Raw genomic sequence first — 22,241 nt, forward strand, 5'->3', positions numbered from 1 at the left:
TCATTTTGATATAGTGCATTAACTGTTTTTTCTTAGGCTACAATAGCCAGAAGACAAATATAAAAAAAGAATATATTTATTTGGGATGTATTCTTTGATTTAAAAGGTAGGTTATATGGAGCATATTAGTACTGCAAATCCGTATTTTGGGGTATTTGTACTTTTTGTTATAACATTTGGTGCATTTATTACTACAACTGTAGTAGCGAGATTGGCGAGTCGTGCACTGGCAGCTAAAGATAGTGAAAAAATTAAACTTTCAGTTTACGAGTGTGGACCTGAAATCACAAAACAACCCAACAGAGTGTCTCCACAGTTTTACCTGTTTGCGCTTTTATTTTTACTTTTTGATGTAGAAATTGTTTTTATGTTTCCTTGGGCTGTTGATTTTAAAGTTCTAGGCTGGTTTGGTTTTGTTGAGATGATAATGTTTATATTATTGTTAGCAATTGGTTTTGTATATGCATGGAAAAAAGGAGCGCTGGAATGGCACAACATAAAGTAAACTATACACAAGATGGTGGATTACCTATAGCACTAACAAGTGTAGATAAGATTGTAAACTGGGGACGTTCAAATTCACTTTGGGCAATGACATATGGTCTTGCATGTTGTGGTATTGAGATGATGGCTGCAGGTGCTTCAAGATATGACTTTGACCGTTTTGGGACAATCTTTAGAGCTTCACCACGTCAATCTGATGTAATGATAGTTGCAGGAACACTTACGAAAAAACACTCTGAGTTTATCAAACGTTTGTATGATCAAATGACTGAACCTAGATGGGTTATATCTATGGGTTCATGCGCAAATACAGGTGGTATGTTCAATACATATGCAACTGTTCAAGGTGTTGATAGAATTATCCCAGTAGATTTATATCTTCCAGGTTGTGCACCACGTCCTGAAACACTTCAGTATGGTGTAATGTTACTACAAAAGAAAATCCGTGCTAATAAAGCAGGAAATGCACAAAAAGCTAAAAGGTTAATGTAATTATGAGAGCGTATAAACCTAAAGACGATGTACAAGCAAAAGCTTACTATACAGATAGATTTTATGTAGCACCACAAATGCCAAAGAGTTCTGTGGAAGAAGATGAAGTTTTTGCAAGCGATTTAGCTGCTATAAAAGAAAAGTTTGAAGTCAAAGAAGCATATATACAAGTAGAACAAATGGTTGTGTATATCAATGCACATGATATTTACGGAGTGCTTGAGCTCATGAGAGATGAGTTGTCATATACACAACTCTCAGAAATGTCAGCTATTGACTGGCTAGCAAAAGACAATACATTTGAAATTTTTTACCAAATGCTTTCAATGACAAAACGTAAACGTATTCGTATAAAATACTTTATACAAAATGGAGAAGCTGTTGATTCTGTAGAAAAACTTTTCAGAAGTGCTGACTGGAGTGAACGTGAAATGTTCGATATGTTTGGTATTGAAGCAAATAATCATCCATTTATGAAAAGAATTCTTATGCCTTATGATTGGCAAGGAAATCCTCTTTTAAAAACGTATCCACTTGAAGGTGATGAGTTTGCTGCATGGTATGAAGTAGATAAAATCTATGGAAAAGAAGCACGTGACATTATAGGACCTGAACTTCGTGATCCTGCAAAAGTTGATAGATATGATTCAGAGCGTTTTGCACGTCTTGGACATGAAGTGCCTAAGGGGACTAAAATTACCGGTGATGAACCAGCAGTTACGCAATCATACCAAGAAGAAGGTGGAGTATTCCTCGTCAAAAAACTTGATAAAGAGTCATCAGTAATTATTGATGATCCTCAAAGATAAGGTGGTTTAAGATATGGCACAAGTAAAAAACAGATTAACACCGTTTTTTGAAAATATAACATTTGATAGAGATGATAATGAGTTGGTACTGAACTTTGGTCCTCAACATCCATCTGCACATGGTCAACTGCGTTTGATGTTGCATTTACAACAAGAACAAATTGTAAAAGCGCATCCTGATGTTGGTTATTTGCATCGTGGTATGGAAAAAATGGCTGAGAACATGATATATAATGAGTTTATGCCAACGACTGACCGTATGGATTACATTGCATCATCTTCAAACAATTATGGTTTTGCTCTTGCAGTTGAAAAGCTCATTGGTTTAGAAGTTCCTCGTCGTGCAAAAGTTATACGTATGCTCCTTTTAGAGATAAATCGTCTAATGTCTCACCTCTTTTGGCTTGCGACAACAGCGCTTGATATTGGAGCAATGACAGTTTTCCTTTTTGCTTTCCGTGAAAGAGAATATCTTATGGATATTATTGAGGGGTATTGTGGTGCACGTTTAACGCATGCAGCTATTCGTATTGGTGGAGTACCTCTTGATTTACAAGACAGTTTTTTACATCAATTAAGAGTATTTTTAAATAAACTGCCTCAAAATATCAAAGATTATGAAGATTTACTTGACTCTAATCGTATTTGGTTAATGAGAATGGAAGAGGTAGGAACGATCTCTACCGAGATGGCACTTTCATGGGGTTGTACTGGTCCAATGCTTCGTGCTTCAGGTGTGGCTTGGGATATTCGTAAAGAAGAGCCATATGAGTTGTATGATGAAGTAGAGTTTAATGTACCTTTTTCAGATAAAGGTGATAACTTTGCAAGATACCGTATTTATATGGAAGAGATGAGAGAGTCTGCTAAGATTCTTTATCAATGTATAGAGATGTATGAAAAATGTGAAAAAGATGGTCAAACTGACTTAATGGCACATGCACCTAAATATATTTCTGCTCCAAAGATTGACATCATGACACAAAATTACTCTTTGATGCAGCATTTTGTTCTTGTTACACAAGGTATGAGACCACCAGTAGGGGAAGTGTATATTCCAACTGAATCACCAAAAGGTGAACTTGGATTCTACATTAACTCACAAGGTGGGCCATATCCATATAGACTAAAACTTCGTGCGCCATCTTTTTGGCATACAGGGATTTTAACTGACCTTTTACCAGGCCACTATATTCCAGATGTTGTATCAATTATAGGTACTACAAATATTGTATTCGGTGAGGTTGACAGATAATGAAACGATATGATTTAAGACATTTAAAAGACAATTTTGAACCTCGTATGAAAGAGATTTTAGAGGAAAAACACAAGCCGACAGAAACTTTGATATTTCTTTTTGAGATAGGGGATTTTACTCCAATCCAAAGAAGTGCTGATTTAGTAAAAGAGTGTGGGTACGAACTTTATAACTCACTGAAATTCAACGAAGTCGATTGGACTATCGTTGTCAAAAAATAGGGATTTGCTGTGAGTAAAGTATATTTTTCTACTTGGAATGGTGAGCTTGTTAATAATATAGGTAAACCAAAAGAAGAGTGGGAAGAGTCAGCATATAATTTGCCAGCACAGTATGATGATCATCGTGACTCAAAGGCTTTCATAGGCTGGGATGGTGTTTCATTGTTTAATGAGGATGTGGATGTTATCCGTTTAGCTATGGAATATGCTGCACAGTATCAAGTCTATTCAGAAGCATGTGGAAGATGTGCTCCTGGTAGATGGGGTGGTCGTATTTTATATGATCAACTTGATAAAATTGCTCGTGGTGAAGGTGAAATAGCTGATTTAGACCATTTGAAAGAGATTGGTAAAAGCATGCAGATTACTTCTAAGTGCGAGATAGGAAAAACAGTTCCAAATCCTATACTTGACTTGATGAATCACTTTGAAGATACATTTTTAGAGTGTATAAATGAAAAGAAAAAATCAAAACATTATGATGATGCTATCGGTTATATTGCTAAGATTACGGCACCATGTACGGATGCTTGTCCTGCACATGTTGATATTCCTGGATATATAGAAGGTGTTAGAGATTTACGTTTTGATGATTCATTAGAAGCTACGCGTCAGACGATGCCACTAGCACATACTTGTGGTCGTGTCTGTCCGCATCCATGTGAAGATGCTTGCCGTAGAACAAATCTTGATGAGCCTATCTCAATTATGGCACTCAAACGTCTTGGTGCAGACTGGGAAGCAAATCACGAATACAACTTTTTTCATCCAATGGAGAAAAAACCATCAATTGATAAAAAAGTAGCGGTTATAGGTGCAGGACCTGCAGGACTTACTACTGCTTACTATCTTGCAGCTGAAGGTATTGATGTAGATGTATATGAAGAGCTTCCTGTCCTTGGTGGTGAAGTTGCAGTTGGTGTTCCAGAGTATCGTATGCCAGTTGATAAATACAATCAAGATATCGAATGTGTTAGAGATATGGGTGTGAATTTTATCACTAATAGTCGTATCTCTGCAGATGATATGAGAAGATTTGAGAAAGAGTATGACGCAACTATGGTAGCCGTTGGAACAAGAATTTCTAAAAAAGTTCGTTGTGAAAATGAAAGACCAGAGATAAAGGGCTATTGGGGAGCTATTGATTTCCTTGATAAAGTAAATCTTTATGAAAAATATGGATACACAATTTCAAAAGAAGAACAAGAAGAAAACCTACTCACGACTGATTATGTTGACTTGACAGGTAAAACTGTTGTTTGTGTCGGTGGTGGATTTACTTCAATGGACGTTGTGCGTTGTTCTATTCGTGCAAATGCGAAAAAAGTTTATATGATTTATCGTCGTGATGAAAAAACTATTATTCGTAATACAACTTATGAAGAGTATCATGAAGCAGTAGAAGAGGGTGTTGAGTTTCTTTTCCATTCTGCTGTGAATAATATTACAACAAATGATGATGATATATTGACTGAGTTGTTAGTTGATAAATTTGAACTTGTACCTGATCCTGATGGTGGTCGTGCACAACTTGTTAAAATTGAAGGTGCATCATATACGATAGAGGCTGATTATCTTATTCCAGCTGTTTCTCAATCTGCTGATCTGGACTTACTTCCAGAAGAGTGGGATATAGAGATGACTTCATGGGCTACTATCAAAACAAATGGTAAAGATTATATGACATCACGCAAAGGTATTTTTGCTTCTGGTGATTGTGAATATGGTCCAATGACAATTGTAAACGCAGTAGGTCAAGCAAAACGTGCAGCTTCTGTTATGTCACGCTATGTGCAAACAGGTGAAATAACTTTAACTGATGATGAGATAATGGAAGATCATTTGAGTAAACTTAAAGTTTATGATAAGAAAGAAAAAGTAACTGGTTGGTTGCCAGGTCTTCCTCGTGAGCACTCTTCTGTACTTGACGCCGAAATACGTAAACATAATAATGCTGAAGTGAATCTAGGATTTACTCAAGATCAGGCCTTAGCAGAGGCAGATAGATGTATGCGTTGTTACTATATAGCAATGGTACAGGCATAAGGAGGTCGTGAATGAGTAAAATTATTAATTTTAAAATTGACGGTAAAGATGTTCAAGCAAAAAAAGGTGAAACAATCCTTCAAGTTGCTAGAAAAAATGATCTTTACATACCTACTATGTGTTATATCTCCAAGACAACGCCTTGTGCGTCTTGTCGTATCTGTTCTGTTGAAGTAGAAGGTGTTGATGGTTTTATACTTTCTTGTAACACACCACCTACTGAGGGCATAGAAGTAAAAATAAATTCAGATAAGCTTGAAGTCGAAAGAACCAATATCATGAAACTTTATGATGTCAATCATCCATTAGAATGTGGAGTTTGTGATAAGTCAGGCGAGTGTGATTTGCAAAATATGACATTAGAATTTAATGTAGGAAATCAAAATTTTTCAGCGAAAGATCAACTACGAAAAGTAGAAGATTGGGGGTTGATAAATTATGATCCTGCATTATGTATTATGTGTGAAAAATGTGTTCATGTTTGTAATGAAGTTATTGGTGATGATGCCATCGATGTTAAGTTTGGTGGTTACTCTTCTGTAATTATTCCAAAAAATTCCCAAACACTTGACTGTACATACTGTGGCGAATGTATCGCAGTTTGTCCTGTTGGAGCACTTGTGAGCAGTGATTTTAAATACACTGCGAATGCATGGGAATTATCCCGTGTTCCATCAACTTGTGCACACTGTTCTGCGGGATGTTCATTAGAGTATGAAACTCGTCATTTTGGTATAAATGGTGAAGACAACATCTACAGAGTGAAAAATAATTTTGAATACAATTCACTTTGTGGAGCAGGACGATTTGGTTTTGATTTTGAAAATCGAGCAAAAAAAGATGCTACTGCGTTTGAAGGGGCTTTAGAAGCTTTAAAAAATGCAAATGCTATTCGTTTTACTTCAATAATAACGAATGAAGAAGTACTGATTTTGCAAAAGTTAAAAGAGAAGCTCGGAATTAAACTTTATAACGAAGATGCACGTTTGTATGCTGACTTTATGAAAGCATATAGTTCTGTAAGTGGAAAGTTGCATCATAGTGCTTCAATGGATGCAATAAAACAAGCAGATGCAGTGGTAATTATCGGAACAAGAATAGCAACAGATAATCCTATGGTTAGATATGCAATCAGAACGGCTTCTCAGCATAATGGCGCAAAAGTAATTTATGCACATCCTTTAGAAGATGCGTTGATGAAAAATACTGCTACACAATTCATCAAATATGAAGTAGGAACTGAAGAGGGTGTAATAGCTCTCTTAGCAAATGAGTTACTTAAAAATGCTGATATTGATGAAGATGCAAAAGCATTTTTAGAAGAGTTAGATTTAGGTTATCTTGAAGCTGAGAGTAATGTAGGCGATGATGAAATCAAGCAAATGAGTAAATCATTTAGTAGAACTCAAAATCATGTATTAGTTCTTGGTAGTGATTTGTTTGCACATGCCCGTGCAAAAAATATTGCAAAACTAGCAGCTTTAATTGAAAAATATACAAATTTTTCTTTATTGATTGTTCCAAATGAAGTTAACACTGCTGGTGTATCACTTATCTGTGAACTAGATGTTGATGAGGAGACAGAAAATGTTGTTGGATATAATGCAGATGGTGACTTTGTACTCTCTTCATTAGAAGAAGCAGATTTAGCTATGCCAGCACTGAATCAAGTTGAAGGAACAATCGTTAATGTTGATAACAAAGTGTTACCGCTGAATGTAGCCCTAGCATTTGATGGTTATCTTCTTAATGATTTAGCAAAGGCTTTTGACATAGATAAAGAGTACACAGTTGAATATACGAGTGAGTTACCAAGTGATAAAGGCTTTAAAAATATTGCTTTTGATTCGCTAGAGAATTTCTACTCACCACATGGGGATGATATAAGAGGGTATCTTTTAGATGAAGTCTCTTGTGTAGTTGAGGCGGTGATTGAACCTGTCGCAGATTTGCCAGAGTTTAATGGTACGGTTGTATATAATTGTAACCCTGTTTTACAATTCAATAAATTTACTAATAAAACAAAACAACTTGAAAAAGATACAGTATTAAGAGGTTCAGCACAGTTTGCTGCTGCAGCAAAAATAAATGATGGTGACGAGATAGAAATAATTTCTCAAAACAGAACAATTAAAAGAAAATTTAAACTAGATGATGAGCTTAAAGGAACAGTGGCACTCAACCCTGTTTTTGATATAGGTCAAGAGTCAAGTTTATATAGATTTCAAAAATCCAAAATAGTGAGAGTAATATAATGAGTAAGATTACTATAAATATTGATGGTAAAGAGATTCAAACGCAAGAGGGTGCATATATACTAAATGCAGCTCGTGCTAATGATATTTTTATTCCTGCAATATGTTATTTGACAAGATGTAGCCCCACACTAGCTTGTAGAATTTGTCTTGTAGAAGCAGATGGAAAACAAGTCTATGCATGTAATGCAAAAGCTAAAGATGGTATGAACATTACAACTTCCACTGAGACAATCGAAAAAGAACGTCGTGCAATAATGGAAGTATATGATGTAAACCATCCTCTACAATGTGGTGTTTGTGATCAATCAGGCGAGTGTGAGCTACAAAACTATACACTTGAGATAGGTGTAGATTCACAAAGCTATTCTGTAAAAGATGTAGATAGAAGCTCTCATGACTGGGGTCATTTACATTATGATCCGGGTCTTTGTATAGTTTGTGAGCGTTGTGTTACTGCTTGTAAAGATATGATTGGTGATAATTCACTCAAAACTATAGCACGTGGTGCTGACCCTTTAAATGCTGATTATAAAGCAGAAATGCCTAAAGATGCATATGCCATGTGGAATAAACTAAACAAGTCAGTCATTGGTCTTACAAATGGAACTGATGTACTTGATTGTACTTCTTGTGGTGAATGTGCTGCTGTTTGTCCAGTTGGTGCGCTTGTTGATACACAGTTTATGTACAAGTCTAATGCATGGGAGCTTAAACAAGTTCCAGCAACTTGTGGACATTGTTCTGCAGGTTGTCAAATCACATATGATATAAAGCATGCAAGTATAGATAATCCTGAAGATAAGATATACCGTGTTATGAACGAATGGAACTATGTTTCACTTTGTGGTGCTGGTCGTTATGGGTTTGACTATCAAAATGCTACTGCGACAAAAGATGAAGCTGCGTTTGAAAAAGCAATTGAGGCATTCAAGAAAGCTGACACTATTGCGTTTACTTCAACTATTACAAATGAAGAAGCTTATTTACTTCAAAAAATGAAAGAAAAATTTGGTTATAAACTTGTGAATAATGAAGCAAAAGCTTTTCAAACGTTTTTAGCTAATTATAGTGAGATAAGTGGTACAAAACTTTATAGTAGTGATTTGGAAAAAGTACATAATTCTAATTTTGTAGTTTCAATTGGATCTGCTTTAAAAACGGACAATCCTAATGCAAGATATGCGCTTAATAATTCAATGACGGTAAATAAAGGTGCTGGATTATATTTCCATCCACTTAAAGATCCTATCATTGAAGGTTTAGGTAAGTCTATAATGACAGTAAATCATGCTCCATTGCAAGAAGAAGTAGCGCTGTACCTTATCTTAGACCTCTTTGGGGATAAAACAAAATTACCATCAACTATAGTAGAATATTTAGCTTCGTTTCATTCTCAAAAAACGATTACTATCCAAGAGACAGTAAAAGAAAAAGTGATTGAAATCGTTCAAGAAGTTAAAGTGAATGAAGAAACTGGCGAAGAAGAAGAGATTGAAGTTGAAAAATCGAAGATGGTTTCTAAAAAAGTAGCTAAAGATGTTGAAGTAGATGACAACAAACTCTTAGAAATTCTTAGTGCTGATGCTAAATTTATGGAAGTATTAGAGAAGAATCTAAAGAAAAAGACTACTTTTGAATTGATGGTAGGTCCTGATTTATATACACATCCAAATGCTAAAAATATTGCACGTTTAGTGGCTTTGGTTGAAAAATACTCTGCTTTTTCTGTAACAATGATCCCAACGCTTACTAACTCTCTTGGAGTGGCACTTCTATGTGAACTTGATGATGAAAAAGGTGCATATACTGTAGCTTATAATACAGATGGAGATTATGTGCTTTCTGGTTTAGGAGATGGTGATTTAGATATGCCAGCTATAAATCAGCAAGAAGGAACATTAACATCTATAAATAAACGTGTAAACCCAACAAATGCTGCTGTAGTTTATAATGGTTATGAACTTAATGATATTGCAAATGCACTTGGTCTTGAAGCTGAAAATGTTATAGATTATACTGTTGAACTGCCAATATCTGTTGGATTCAAATCAGAAGAATTTGATAATTTACCAAATCATTACGAAAATGATGGAACAGAAGTTCGCGGATATGTGTTAGAAAATGTAGCAGTTGATGTAAGTGATGATGAAAGTGTTGATAAATTCAGTGAAGATAAGCTTGAAGGTAGTATAATTTATCTAGCTAATCCTGTAAGACAATTTACAGAGTTTACAAACAAAACAAGCAACCTTGATGAAGTAAGTGGTATTTATATGAGTGAAGAGTTCTTATCTAAATCAGACTTTAATGAGGGTGATACTGTAAAAGTAAAAACTACAAATGGTGAGCTTACTGCAAATGTAGTAAGTGATAATAAAATTACAGGTGATATTGTAGTTTTACCAACATTTGACAAAAAACTAAACTCAGAAGCATTATTTGAGGCATATCGCTTTAATTCTGCTTCGATACAAAAGGTGTAATATATGGATACAGCATATTTAATTGAGACGATAATCAAAGTCGTTGTAATCTTACTTATATTTTCTGCGTTAGCAGGTATTGGTACATATTTCGAGCGTAAAGTGCTTGCATTTATGCAACGTCGTTTGGGGCCGATGTATGTTGGACCATATGGACTATTGCAAGTTGCAGCAGATGGTGTAAAGCTTTTTACAAAAGAGGATATCATCCCTACAAATGTAGTAGCTCTTATATTTAAAATAGCTCCTGTAATTACAGCAGCTACTGCGTTTATGGCAGCTGCTGCAATTCCATTCTTTCCAGAATTTACAGTGTTTGGATATACAGTTCATCCTATTGTTGCAGATTTAAATATTGGTATATTATATATTTTAGGTGTAATGGCAGTTGGTTTGTATGGACCATTACTTGGAGGTATGGCATCTGCGAATAAATTTGCACTACTTTCAGCTGCTCGTACAGCAGCAGTATTTATATCATATGAAGTTGTAAGTGGTTTGTCTATTTTAGCTCCAATTATGATGGTTGGTTCATTGTCACTTATTGATTTTAATGAATATCAAGCAGGTGGTATCAGTGACTGGATAATATGGTCACAACCTCTTGCATTTATATTGTTTTGGATTGCTGCGTTTGCTGAAACAGGACGTACTCCTTTTCACTTGATAGCGAATGATCATGAAATTATTGATGGTTTTGGTACTGAGTATTCTGGTATGAGATGGGGTCTATTCTTCATTGGTGAATATGCAAATATGTTTTTTATCTCTTTTGTAATACCACTTATCTTTTTAGGTGGATTTGGTGATGGAACTATTTTTGGGGCACTTGGATTATTAGGTAAAGTCGCATTTTTCTTTTTCTTCTTTTTGTGGACTAGAGCAGCTTGGCCAGATGTGAGACCAGATCAACTTATGTGGTTGTGTTGGAAAGTTTTAATGCCATTAGCCGTGATTAATGTTGTAATCACTGGTTTAGTGATGATGTTTTAAGGGGATAATGAATGAAAATGGAAGCATTTAATGATAGAAATGTAGCTGATAATGGCTACTTTTTAGTTGATATTGAAGATTATCCTACTGATGGTTGGGGTAAGTTTAAGCGTGTAGTTAGAAGAAGTTTTAAGGGTGAGCTATTTGTTGGTCTTTGGGTTGTACTTCGTGAGATGATTAAGTTTGATATTCACACAGTACAATATCCTGAAGAAAAAATGCCTATAGGTCCTCGTTATCGTGCAGTGCATGAGATGAAACGACTTTGGGAATCTGATGCTGAGAGATGTATCGGTTGTGGTTTATGTGAAAAGATTTGTATTTCAGATTGTATTCGTATGGATACTAAAATTGATGAAAACTCTCGTAAAGAAGTAACAGAATATACAATTAACTTAGGTCGTTGTATTTTTTGTGGTTATTGTGCAGAGGTTTGCCCAGAGTTGGCAATTACACATGGTGGAGAGTATGAGCAAGCTTCAGAACAAAGAGAACACTTTGTAGATTACGAATATATGCTTACACCTATAGATACCATGAAGGCTAAAGCTCAAAAAGAGTTTGAAGGTTTCGGTGCTATTACACCACATGAAGACGAGCGTGTTAAAAAAACACCTCTAGCATATTAAGGAGTTTAGACTATGTTTGAAGCGATAGCGTTTTACTTGTTTGCATTTTTGACTATTACGATGTTTTTCATTACAGTGACTACATCACAAGCATTATATGCATTAACTGCCTTAGCAGCAGGAATGATTTTTATATCAGCATTTTTCTTTATTTTGGGTGCTGATTTTTTAGGTGCGGTTCAGATAATCGTATATACAGGTGCTGTTATGGCTCTTTATGCTTTTGGTATGATGTTTTTTGATACAACTCGTGAAGTGAAAGAGAAGCAGGGGAATAAATATATTATTATAGGGCTTTCAACTTTAGCAGCTATTTTAGTTGTAGTGATTTTTGCTACACCTATGGTTTCTGAAAATATAGTGGCACTTTACCCAGCTATAGAAGGTGTTGGTAACACTCAAGAAGTTGGTTTAGTTTTATTTACGAAGTATTTAGTTCCCTTTGAAGTTGCTGCGATTATGTTGCTTGTTGCAATGGTAGCTGGAATTGTACTTGCCGGTAAAAAAATGGACCTTTCAATCACGCTTATGAATGATGAAGATCTTGAAAAAGAAAAAAATAAAAAGGTGCTTTCATGATGGAAATTGGTTTAAACCATTATTTAGTTTTATCTACTATTTTATTTGCTATTGGTTTAGTAGGTGTTATGCGTAGAAAAAATCTTCTTTTGCTATTTTTTGCGACAGAAATATTACTAAACTCTGTAAATGTAGCATTTGCTGCTATCTCACACTATTATGGTGATTTAACAGGGCAAATGTTTGCATTTTTTGTCATTGCTATTGCCGCTTCTGAAGTTGCAGTTGGTCTTGGGCTTCTTATTGTGTGGTTCAAACGTCATGGTTCTATTGATTTAGATTCATTAAGTTCGATGAAAGGATAAAGAATGGAAAAATATTTATATATAGCATTATTTGCTCCGCTTGTCAGTTCTTTGTTCTCAGCACTATTTACTGCAACACCAAAGAAGATGTTCACAGGTATAGTTGCAAGTTTATTAATCTTTAGTTCTTTAGTAAGTAGTTTTGTACTTCTAATGTATATTTTAGATGGTGGTGAACCTGTACATGTTGAAATGATGACATGGATGGCAACAGGGCATTTATATATTCCTTTTGGATTTATAGTTGATCAAGTATCAGTTACTATGATGATGGTTGTTACTTTGGTTTCAACTATCGTGCATATATACTCTATAGGTTACATGGATCACGATAAGGGATTCAATAGATTTTTCTCTTGGTTGTCAGCATTTGTATTTTCAATGATGGTACTTGTAATGAGTGATAACTATGCTGGACTATTTATAGGATGGGAAGGTGTTGGTTTATGTTCATGGGGTCTTATTGGTTTTTGGTTTCATAAAGAGGTCGCAACTTGGGCAGCTAATGAAGCTTTCATTATGAACCGTATAGCTGACCTTGGTATGCTTATTGGTATTTTCTTAGTATATTGGAATACTGGTACATTACAATATGATGGTGCTTTTGCTGCGTTTAGTACTCTTGATACAGCTACATTAACTTGGATTGGTATATTTTTATTTATCGGTGCTATGGGTAAATCAGCACAGTTTCCATTACATACATGGCTTGCTGATGCGATGGAAGGTCCTACTCCGGTATCTGCATTGATTCACGCGGCAACAATGGTTACTGCAGGGGTGTATCTTGTGGTACGTTCTGGTGAGCTTTATGATTTAATTCCAAACGTTGGTCTCTTTATCGCTAGTCTTGGTGCTTTTGTTGCTTTATTCGCAGCATCAATGGCACTTGTTAACCGTGATATGAAAAGAATCATTGCGTACTCTACGCTTTCACAGTTAGGTTATATGTTTGCTGCTGCAGGTTTAGGTGCTTATTGGGTAGCATTGTTTCACCTTATGGCACACGCATTTTTCAAGGCATTACTATTCTTAGGTGCAGGTAATGTAATGCATGCTATGCATGATGAGTTAGATCCATTTAAAATGGGTGGATTGAAAAAAGTAATGAGATGGACTTGGATTATGATGACTATTGCTTCTTTAGCATTAGCGGGTATCTTTCCATTTGCAGGTTTCTTTTCAAAAGATACTATCTTAGAAGCTGCGTTTGCAGAACATCACTTTGTTATTTATGGTGTACTTCTTTTTACTGCAGGTTTAACAGCGTTTTATTCATTTAGACTTGTTGCTTTAATCTTTCATGGTGAAGAGAGATATAAAATATTTGGTATTCATCCACATGAAGCGTATAGATTTATGCTTATAGCTATGAGTCCATTATTGATTCTTGCTATGATTGCCGGGGTATTTCAAGTACCATTCTTTGAAATGGTTGAGGAAATTTTAAATGCCCATGAGTATCATATACATTCACATACTACATTGTTGATTATGTTGGTTGGTACACAAGTATTTGTTGCTTTAGCTATTCTTTATGCATATAAAAAATATGCATCATGGAGCAGTGTTCCAGATGGAACAAGTGCAATTGAAAACTCATTTGTTTATAAATTATTATATAACCAATACTACATCCCATATTTTTATGAAGAATACATTGTAAAATCATATAAAGAAATGTCAGAGGTATTCTGGACGAAAGTTGATATGAAAATTGTGGATGCAACAGTTGATGGTATCGCTGGTATTATATATGGAACTGGTGAAAAAACAAGAGATATGCAAAGTGGTAACTTATCTACTATGCTAAAATGGATGGTAGCCGGTTTAGTTGGTTTATTGTCATTGGCTGTAGTTTTTGGACTTGCAGCAAGATATTCTGATGAGATATTATCTATCTTATCAGCCCTAGGAGTTTAGTAGATGTTAGATCATATTTTATCGATATTAATATTCTTTCCTGCACTTGCAGGTGTATTTGGATTTATGATTCAAAAGGATGGGATGCGTGCATATGGTGTCTCTGTAGCTGCTATTGAATTTGCACTCTCTTTGTGGTTATGGTACGCATTTGATGGAAGTGTATCTGGTATGCAGTTTATGGAAAGTTTGCCATTAGTTCCATCATTTGGAATTAATTACACTCTAGGTGTTGATGGTATCTCTTTATTTATTATAGTTTTAGCAGCATTTTTTACTCTTCTTGGTATTGGTTCATTAACTGATACTGCAAATGTAAAATATATGATTATTACCTTGTTATTTTTACAAATGACAATGGTAGGTGTCTTTGCTGCACTTGATGCAATTGTATTTTATGTATTTTGGGAACTTTCTCTTGTACCTATGGTTTATATCATTGGTGCATGGGGTGGTCCATTACGAATTTATGCTTCAATCAAGTTTTTCTTATATACATTTACAGGTTCTCTAGTAATGCTAGTAGGTATGCTTTTTATGGCTTATTTTTACTATCAAGCGACAGGTGTTTGGAGCTTTGGACTTCTTGACTGGTATAGACTTGTTTTACCTGAAAATTTACAGCTTTGGTTATTTGCAGCATTCTTTATTGGATTTGCTATTAAGGTGCCAATGTTTCCATTTCATACATGGTTACCGTATGCACATGGACAAGCTCCAACGATTGGTTCTGTAATCCTAGCTGCTATCTTACTTAAGATGGGAACATATGCTTTTGTGAGATTTTCATTACCATTATTTCCTGATGCATCTGCATTTTTTATGATTCCAATTGCAATTTTAGCGATTATCATGGTTATATATACTGCTATGGTTGCTTATGCGCAAAAAGATATTAAACAAGTAATTGCATATTCATCTATCTCTCACATGGGGATAATTATCTTAGGAACTTTTGCATTGAATGTTGAAGGTGTAACTGGTTCAATTTTTCTAATGCTTGGTCACGGTGTTGTAGCCGGTGCGCTCTTTTTGCTTGTAGGTGTTATCTATGATAGACGTCACACAAAAATGATGAGTGAATTTGGTGGACTAGCTCATGTTATGCCTAAATATGCAACTATCTTCGCTATTATGATGATGGCTTCGGTTGGAATGCCATTAACAATTAACTTTGTTGGAGAGTTTTTATCTTTACTTGGATTTTATCAACAATCACACATCCTAACACTTCTAGCGGGAATTGGTATTATTGTTGGTGCTATTTATATGCTTGCAGCGTATAAAAAAGTATTTTTTGGTGAAGTTACAAATGAAAAAAATGAAAATTTACCTGATGTTAATAAAAAAGAATTATTTGCTTTAGTTCCACTTGTTATTGTGGCAATCTGGCTTGGTGTCTATCCAAAACCAGTACTAGATCCGATAAACAACTCTGTAAAATCTATTATTCAACTTATGCATAATAAATCTATAACAGAATTAGGGCAAGAAAGAATTCCTGATTTGGTTAAGGTAAAAGAGATTGTTATACAAGAGACTACTATAGAGGAGGTACGCTAATGTTAGCACCTATCAATATTTCAATGGAGTCTTTAAATGTATTGACTCTTACTCCAATGCTTATTCCAGTTGTTGGTGCATTATTAATCTTAGTCCTTGATGTTATCAAAGGGGGACTTCATAAGTCTCTTTATGTAGTGTTAAGCTTATTGTTCTTGGCGATGGACTTTTTTAGTGTAGTTGATTCTGCAGGTATATTTGCACAAAATGGTACTGTTTTAGGTATGTTTGATGTAATGCTCATTGATGGTTTAGCAATTTTAGCACAGTTTATTATTGTACTTGCATCAATGCTATTTATTCCTTTGTCATTAACACATAAACGTTTTCATGAGTTTTCATATCCTGAGTTTTATGCTCTTTTCTTATTTATGATTTCAGGTTTTCAGTTTATGGTTGCAACGGACAATATTATTCTTATATTTGTCGGTCTTGAGACTTCGTCTTTAGCTTTATATACATTGATTGCTATGCACAATCGTGACAAATCATTTGAAGCAGCAGTAAAATACTTTACAATGGGCGCATTAGCAGCAGGCTTCTTTAGTTTTGGTGCTATGGTGTTTTATGCATTGACAGGTTCTGTTGAAATTAATAAAATTGCTTTAGTTTTAGCAGCAAATGGCTATGCAGATATAGGATATGTCCTTGTTGGTGTTGCTTTTATGCTTGGGGCATTTGCGTTTAAACTTTCTTTGATTCCTTTTCATACGTGGGCTCCAGATATTTATGAAGGTTCATCTGCATCTATGGCTGGTTATATGTCAATTGTGCCTAAAATAGCAGCTTTCATTGTTGCTATGAGATTTTTTGAATTTTTAGTGCATAGTGGTATCGTTTGGTTAGAAGTTGTACTTTATGCTTTTGTTGTGCTTACTATGACTGCTTCAAATATGTGGGCTTTAGTACAAACAGATGTAAAGCGTATGCTTGCTTATTCGTCAATTTCTCATGCTGGTTTTGTTATGGCAGCAATTTTGATAGGTACTACACAAGCAAATAGTGCTTTATTCTTATACTGGGTACTTTTTACATTTACAAACCTTGGATCATTTTCAATGCTTTGGATTTCTCGTCAAAAGAATTTGCCAGCGCACCAGATGTCAGATCACTCTTATGACAAATTTGCAGGTATGATTAAAACTGCGCCGGTTGCCGCATTGATTATGGGTCTTTTTATGTTAAGTCTTGCTGGTTTACCACCATTTGCACTCTTTTGGGGTAAATTGTACCTTATTAGTTCGGCTGTGACGAGTGGGTATACAGTCTTAGCATTGATCATGGCTCTTAACTCTGCTATAGCAGGCTACTACTACTTAAAACTTATAGTGTATATGTTTATGAAAGAACCTGTCATGGGTAATGATGGGCATATGTATGTTGCAAATGCAACCTTAGCATTAAAAACTATTATTGGAATTGCAGCAATAGGAACTATATTTGCTTTTGTAGCTATAAATCCACTCTTAGAGTTTATTACAGCTTTTGTATATAACAGTGGATATTAATAGTTTTAATAACTAATTATGAGGGGAGAGGGAATTTGTTAAAATGGATACTCTTTACTCTCTTTACTCTAAACTCTTTTGCACTTGAAATTTCGATAGATAGTGCAAAAGATGACTTTACAAAATACTCAGTACTTACACTGAAAAACCCTACATCATTTACTTGCCAAACAATAAAAAATGATTTTAATGTTGTAACAAAAGTGATTTGTGCATTTTCTAAAAAACCATCTCAAAATTTAAAATATTTACAAAATGATTTTTTTAAAGTGAACACAACAAGAAAAAAAGATATATTTTTTCTTATCATACAACCTGTACATAAGATAAAGCTTATAGCTGATATTTTTGATTTGACAAAAGATGATACATTTTTTAGTGTCAATGCTAGGGTATCAAAGAGATGGACTATTTTGGGATATAAAAGTAAAGTCCCTCTTTTGAAAGAAGAAAAAAAAACTTCTGAGATAGCCATTGATTTTCCATTTTTTTTAGACAAGAGTAAATTGCCTTATGTTGGAAGTTTAGACCTAAAAGGCAATCCTGTTCACATAAAAAAAGTTGAAGATGTTAAAGACTATTTGAAAGTAAAAAAATTCTATAAAGAAAAAAGATATGACTTTTGTTTAGAATCTATTGAAGATATACTGAAATACTATCCAAATACTCTTTTTAAAGATGAACTACTCTACTACAAAATAAAAGTATTTGATAAATTAAAAGAATGGGAAAATGTCTTAAGTAGTGCAAAAACATTTTTACGTGAATACTCTTCGAGTGATAATGTAGCAGAAGTTCTCTCTTTACTTGCAAGAGCATATACAAAAATGTCGCTCAATACTGATGCAGATTATTTCTTTGATAGACTTTTTAGTGAGCATAGTGAAAGCGTTTATGCGCAATGGGGATATATTTATAAAGGTGAAATGCTTGAAGAATCTGGTGGGACAAGTGAAGCTATAAAATACTATCAAAAAGCATTGCAACAGACAAATGATTTGGAAGTTGCTGCTACTGCTGCGTTTAAATTAGTCAATCTATATCTTGGAAAGTCTACAAAAAAAGCTGCCCAGTATGCTATGAAAATTGTCAAAGCGAAACCTGACTTTTTTATGGAAGATTTACCTGTCTCTAAAAAGATGATGGAAAGCTTTGCTGATGCAGGTTATTATGAAGTGGCATCTGCTATTGCAGACGCTATTTTAATGCATATAGATGCAACGTATGATGAATATGAAGAGTTATTAAAAAATAAAGCAATATGGTTGGCAAAAACAGATAAAAAAGAAGAAGCACTGGCTGCATTGAATGAGTATATGAAAAAATTTCCAGATGGTGATTATATTGACGTAGTGCAAACGACCAAAGATGAACTGTTTTTTGATATTGAAGATTTAAATGTTAGCGAAAAAATGCAAGAGTTGGATAAACTTATACAAGAGTATGGGGATGATACAATTGGAGAAAGAGCACTCTATGAAAAAGCAAAGCTTCTTCTTGCAAATAAAAAATATACGCAAGTGCTAGAGATGCAAAATCAGCTTGAACGACTAGATGAAGGTATCTATCCTGAAGTAGAGAATATTGTACATAATGCGGCTATAGGAATGATGAAACTTGCTTTGCAAGAGAAAAATTGTGCGCAGGTATTGGTCATATCTAATGAGCATAATATAACACTCTCAGACAGCTGGGATGATGGCATATATAGCTGTGCTATGCAAGGTGGTGATTTTCAACTCTCTAAAAAGATTGCTATGAAAAATGTTAAGTCAAAAGATATTCAAGAGAGAATGAAATGGCTGTATCGATATATAAAAGTAGATTTTGCAACGGGAAATTATACTGAACTTGTAGATGCTTCTAAAGATTTGATAGCATTGATAGATAATCCAAAAACATCACCTTATAAAGAAGTCTATCGTATACTTTTTGATACATATAAAAGAGTTGAGAAAAAAGACAAAATGCTTAAAGTGATGATGAAAATAGAAGAGATATTTGGACTCGACTATAAAGATATTGATAGATATGTAGCGATGATAACATTAGCAGATGAAATGCATGATGATAATATGCTTATAAAATATGCAAATAAAGTACTACAAATACAAAAAGAGTCGAACTCGTATGCACAGAGTCCATTTGTAGAGTTTGCACTTTATGGGGCATATATGAACAAAAAAGAGTACAACAAAGCACTTGATGTGATTTCATCCCTCAATAAAATAAAACTAAACCCAGAGCAAAGAGCGAGACAAAAATATCTACTTGGTACCGTTCTTGCAAAGTTATGGAGAGATGATGAGGCAAAAGTTGCTTATCAATCTGCAATACAAGCAGATAAAAATTCTCCATGGGCAAAACTAGCTACTACTGCGCTTAATTATTAACAGATTAATGTGATATTTCATACTTATAAGTGTAATTTTTAGGCTTTGTATCTTAAATGTAATTTTTTTTTACTATAATAAGTAATCAAATAAGCAAAGGTAGTTTTATGCAAAGAAATATGAGAAGAGGTTTCACTTTAATTGAACTAATGATTGTTATCGTGATTCTTGGTCTTTTGGCTGCAATGGTTATGCCAAGTCTTACAGGAAAAGGTGAAGAAGCGAAGCGCAACCTTGTATGTGTACAGATGAAAAGTATTTATGATGGTGCCCTAGATATGTTTAAAATAAACAATAGCGTATATCCTTCAACGAGTGAAGGGCTTGAAGCACTTGTTAAAAATCCAGATCCTGATAAATATCCAAACTATGCTACAAGTGGGTACTTTAAAGATAATAAACTTCCAAAAGATTCTTGGGGCAGTCCATTTATATATATTAATGATGAAGGACATGTTGAACTTATCTCTTTAGGTGCTGATAGAAAAGAAGGCGGTAAAGATGAAAGTGCAGATATTAAGATGAGTGAGTGTAAATAGATATTGGCAAAAAATGCTTTTACCTTGATAGAGTTACTCATAGTTATTGTAATCATGGGTGTTATTTATACACTTGCTATAAGTAACTTCTCTCAATTAAGTCAAGATACACATTCACTGCGTTTAGATAACTTAAAAGAGTATCTTCTTGCACAAAAACCACAGCATGAAGCAAAGCTAATATGTTTAGATGATTGCTCAAGTTGTGATGTTTATGTGGATGGAAATAAAACGCAGAGCATAGATGGCTTACTAGATGAGAGTGTGAAAGTGTATAGGTATGAGCAATCATATGGATATGTGCAAAAGAAAGAAGAAGTTTTTTTTAACAAAGATGGTATTGAAGAAAATGTCTGTTTTTTGTATGGTGTAGATAAAAGTGGAGTAGGTGAACAAGTGTTAATAGAATTTAAAAATAGATATTATGACATGTCAAACTATTTTGAACCATTAAAAGTCTACAAATCAGTGCAAGAAGCACAAGAAGCCAAAGAAGAGTTGGCAAATGAAGTTCTACAATGATATACAAGTTTAAAGGGATAAATGCTGAGGGCAAAAAAGTCAATGACAAGATAGAAGCACAGTCCTTAGCTGAAGCAAAAAGTAAATTAAAATCTAAAAAGATTCTCTACAAAAGTATTACAGAAGATACTCCTTCCCTATTTGATAGTATAGATTTCAGTAGAAAGTATAAGATATCTCCACAAGAACTCTCTGTACTTTCTCGTGAACTTGCAATGTATATTCGCTCAGGTATAACTATAGTTGCTGCACTGAGGGTTATTCAGTCACATTATGATAAAAACAAAAAAATAAAGCTTTTTTTAACGACAATAAGTACCTATCTTGATGAAGGAAAAGATTTTTACTCCGCTTTGGAAGAGCAGAATGTTGTTGTTTTACCACCATTTTTTAAGCAGTCTATCAAAGTAAGTGAAAATGGTGGGGTTTTAGATGAAGTTCTTTTAGAACTTTCACGCTTTTTAAAAGAACAAGATAAAATAAACAAAGAGATTAAATCAGCTTTTGCTTATCCATCTTTTATGATTATAGTTTCTCTATTAATGATCTCCTTTATGCTTACTTTTGTGGTTCCTCAAATTACAGGTATCTTTGAGAGTATGAATCAAAAACTTCCAACACCGACAATAGTTGTCATCTCGATGGGAGACTTTTTCAATACACACTTTAAAGCGATGTTAGCTGTCATATTTGTAGGAACTGCTACATTTATGTTACTGATGAAACGCAGTCACAAATTTGCATATGCTGTACATAAGTTTTTACTTAAACTACCACTTTTTGGAACCATAATAGAAAAAAGTGAACTTGCAAGATTTTCTTACATTGCTTCACTTCTTACACGTTCTGGTGTGCCTTTTGTTAAAACAGTAAACTTGAGTGCAAATGTACTAAACAATCTTGTGCTTAAAGAACTTTTTGTTGATGCTTCCAAGCAAGTTGTAGAAGGAAAACTACTCTCTAAAGCCTTGAATGAAGCAGATACAAAAATAGACTATGCCTTTATCCAGTCTATTGCTTTGGGTGAAGAGACATCAGAAGTTGAAAATGTACTTACAAACATATCAGAACTCTATTTTGAAGAAAATAAGGACAAAATAGCAACTTTGTTGACACTTCTAGAACCATCTTTAATGTTGTTTGTTGGTGGAAGTATCGGCTTTATTGTAGCTGCAATGCTTTTACCAATTTTTTCCATGAGTATTCATTAGTAATG

Annotated in this window: 19 protein-coding genes; all 19 read left to right on the plus strand. The window is 34.3% G+C overall.

The window, feature by feature from the left end; translation table 11 throughout:
* The first annotated feature begins 115 nt into the window (after positions 1–115).
* Positions 116–505 (plus strand): NAD(P)H-quinone oxidoreductase subunit 3, encoded by a 390-nt coding sequence (locus MV052_RS07935; RefSeq protein WP_297442861.1) that lies wholly within the window; start codon positions 116–118, stop codon positions 503–505.
* On the plus strand, positions 487–996 hold the full coding sequence (locus MV052_RS07940; protein WP_297442865.1) for an NADH-quinone oxidoreductase subunit B: 510 nt from the start codon (positions 487–489) through the stop codon (positions 994–996). The genes MV052_RS07935 and MV052_RS07940 overlap by 19 nt, the downstream gene beginning before the upstream one ends.
* 2 nt (positions 997–998) lie before the next feature.
* Positions 999–1,805 carry an NADH-quinone oxidoreductase subunit C gene (locus MV052_RS07945; protein WP_297442869.1) on the plus strand — a complete coding sequence of 269 codons (807 nt, stop codon included), beginning with the start codon at positions 999–1,001 and terminating at the stop codon, positions 1,803–1,805.
* A gap of 13 nt (positions 1,806–1,818) precedes the next feature.
* On the plus strand, positions 1,819–3,060 hold the full coding sequence (gene nuoD, locus MV052_RS07950; RefSeq protein ID WP_297442872.1) for an NADH dehydrogenase (quinone) subunit D: 1,242 nt from the start codon (positions 1,819–1,821) through the stop codon (positions 3,058–3,060).
* Positions 3,060–3,284 (plus strand): NADH-ubiquinone oxidoreductase subunit E family protein, encoded by a 225-nt coding sequence (locus MV052_RS07955; RefSeq protein WP_152183356.1) that lies wholly within the window; start codon positions 3,060–3,062, stop codon positions 3,282–3,284. The genes nuoD and MV052_RS07955 overlap by 1 nt, the downstream gene beginning before the upstream one ends.
* Before the next feature lie 9 nt (positions 3,285–3,293).
* The gene (locus tag MV052_RS07960) at positions 3,294–5,330 is read left to right on the plus strand and encodes an FAD-dependent oxidoreductase (RefSeq protein ID WP_297442877.1); all 2,037 of its coding nucleotides are present in this window, start codon (positions 3,294–3,296) and stop codon (positions 5,328–5,330) included.
* Between the two features lie 11 nt (positions 5,331–5,341).
* Positions 5,342–7,585, plus strand: coding sequence for an NADH-quinone oxidoreductase subunit G (locus MV052_RS07965; RefSeq protein WP_297442880.1), 2,244 nt, complete (start codon positions 5,342–5,344; stop codon positions 7,583–7,585).
* Complete coding sequence (locus MV052_RS07970) at positions 7,585–10,071, plus strand: NADH-quinone oxidoreductase subunit G (RefSeq protein ID WP_297442882.1); 2,487 nt, start codon at positions 7,585–7,587, stop codon at positions 10,069–10,071. Before MV052_RS07965 ends, MV052_RS07970 begins: the two co-directional genes overlap by 1 nt.
* Positions 10,072–10,074: 3 nt before the next feature.
* Entirely contained in the window at positions 10,075–11,064 is a 990-nt protein-coding gene (nuoH, locus tag MV052_RS07975) for an NADH-quinone oxidoreductase subunit NuoH (protein ID WP_297442884.1), read from the plus strand.
* A gap of 11 nt (positions 11,065–11,075) precedes the next feature.
* On the plus strand, positions 11,076–11,693 hold the full coding sequence (gene nuoI, locus MV052_RS07980; protein ID WP_297442887.1) for an NADH-quinone oxidoreductase subunit NuoI: 618 nt from the start codon (positions 11,076–11,078) through the stop codon (positions 11,691–11,693).
* Between the two features lie 12 nt (positions 11,694–11,705).
* A complete protein-coding gene (locus MV052_RS07985) occupies positions 11,706–12,272 on the plus strand; it encodes an NADH-quinone oxidoreductase subunit J (RefSeq protein WP_297442890.1) in 567 nt (188 codons plus the stop codon).
* Positions 12,269–12,577 carry an NADH-quinone oxidoreductase subunit NuoK gene (gene nuoK, locus MV052_RS07990; protein WP_297442893.1) on the plus strand — a complete coding sequence of 103 codons (309 nt, stop codon included), beginning with the start codon at positions 12,269–12,271 and terminating at the stop codon, positions 12,575–12,577. Before MV052_RS07985 ends, nuoK begins: the two co-directional genes overlap by 4 nt.
* A 3-nt stretch (positions 12,578–12,580) precedes the next feature.
* Positions 12,581–14,500, plus strand: coding sequence for an NADH-quinone oxidoreductase subunit L (gene nuoL / locus MV052_RS07995; RefSeq protein ID WP_297442894.1), 1,920 nt, complete (start codon positions 12,581–12,583; stop codon positions 14,498–14,500).
* 3 nt (positions 14,501–14,503) lie between these two features.
* Positions 14,504–16,063: an NADH-quinone oxidoreductase subunit M gene (locus MV052_RS08000; RefSeq protein ID WP_297442897.1), complete on the plus strand. Its 1,560-nt coding sequence runs from the start codon at positions 14,504–14,506 to the stop codon at positions 16,061–16,063.
* The gene (gene nuoN / locus MV052_RS08005; protein ID WP_297442901.1) at positions 16,063–17,571 is read left to right on the plus strand and encodes an NADH-quinone oxidoreductase subunit NuoN; all 1,509 of its coding nucleotides are present in this window, start codon (positions 16,063–16,065) and stop codon (positions 17,569–17,571) included. The genes MV052_RS08000 and nuoN overlap by 1 nt, the downstream gene beginning before the upstream one ends.
* A gap of 35 nt (positions 17,572–17,606) precedes the next feature.
* Positions 17,607–19,964: a flagellar protein gene (locus MV052_RS08010; protein WP_297442903.1), complete on the plus strand. Its 2,358-nt coding sequence runs from the start codon at positions 17,607–17,609 to the stop codon at positions 19,962–19,964.
* A gap of 107 nt (positions 19,965–20,071) precedes the next feature.
* Positions 20,072–20,503, plus strand: a complete 432-nt coding sequence (gspG, locus tag MV052_RS08015) for a type II secretion system major pseudopilin GspG (RefSeq protein WP_297442906.1) — start codon at positions 20,072–20,074, stop codon at positions 20,501–20,503.
* 3 nt (positions 20,504–20,506) lie between these two features.
* Positions 20,507–21,025: a type II secretion system protein gene (locus tag MV052_RS08020; protein WP_297442909.1), complete on the plus strand. Its 519-nt coding sequence runs from the start codon at positions 20,507–20,509 to the stop codon at positions 21,023–21,025.
* Positions 21,022–22,236 carry a type II secretion system F family protein gene (locus MV052_RS08025; protein ID WP_297442912.1) on the plus strand — a complete coding sequence of 405 codons (1,215 nt, stop codon included), beginning with the start codon at positions 21,022–21,024 and terminating at the stop codon, positions 22,234–22,236. The genes MV052_RS08020 and MV052_RS08025 overlap by 4 nt, the downstream gene beginning before the upstream one ends.
* The last annotated feature ends 5 nt before the right edge of the window (positions 22,237–22,241 follow it).

Source organism: Sulfurimonas sp. (assembly GCF_026988655.1).
GTDB lineage: Bacteria > Campylobacterota > Campylobacteria > Campylobacterales > Sulfurimonadaceae > Sulfurimonas.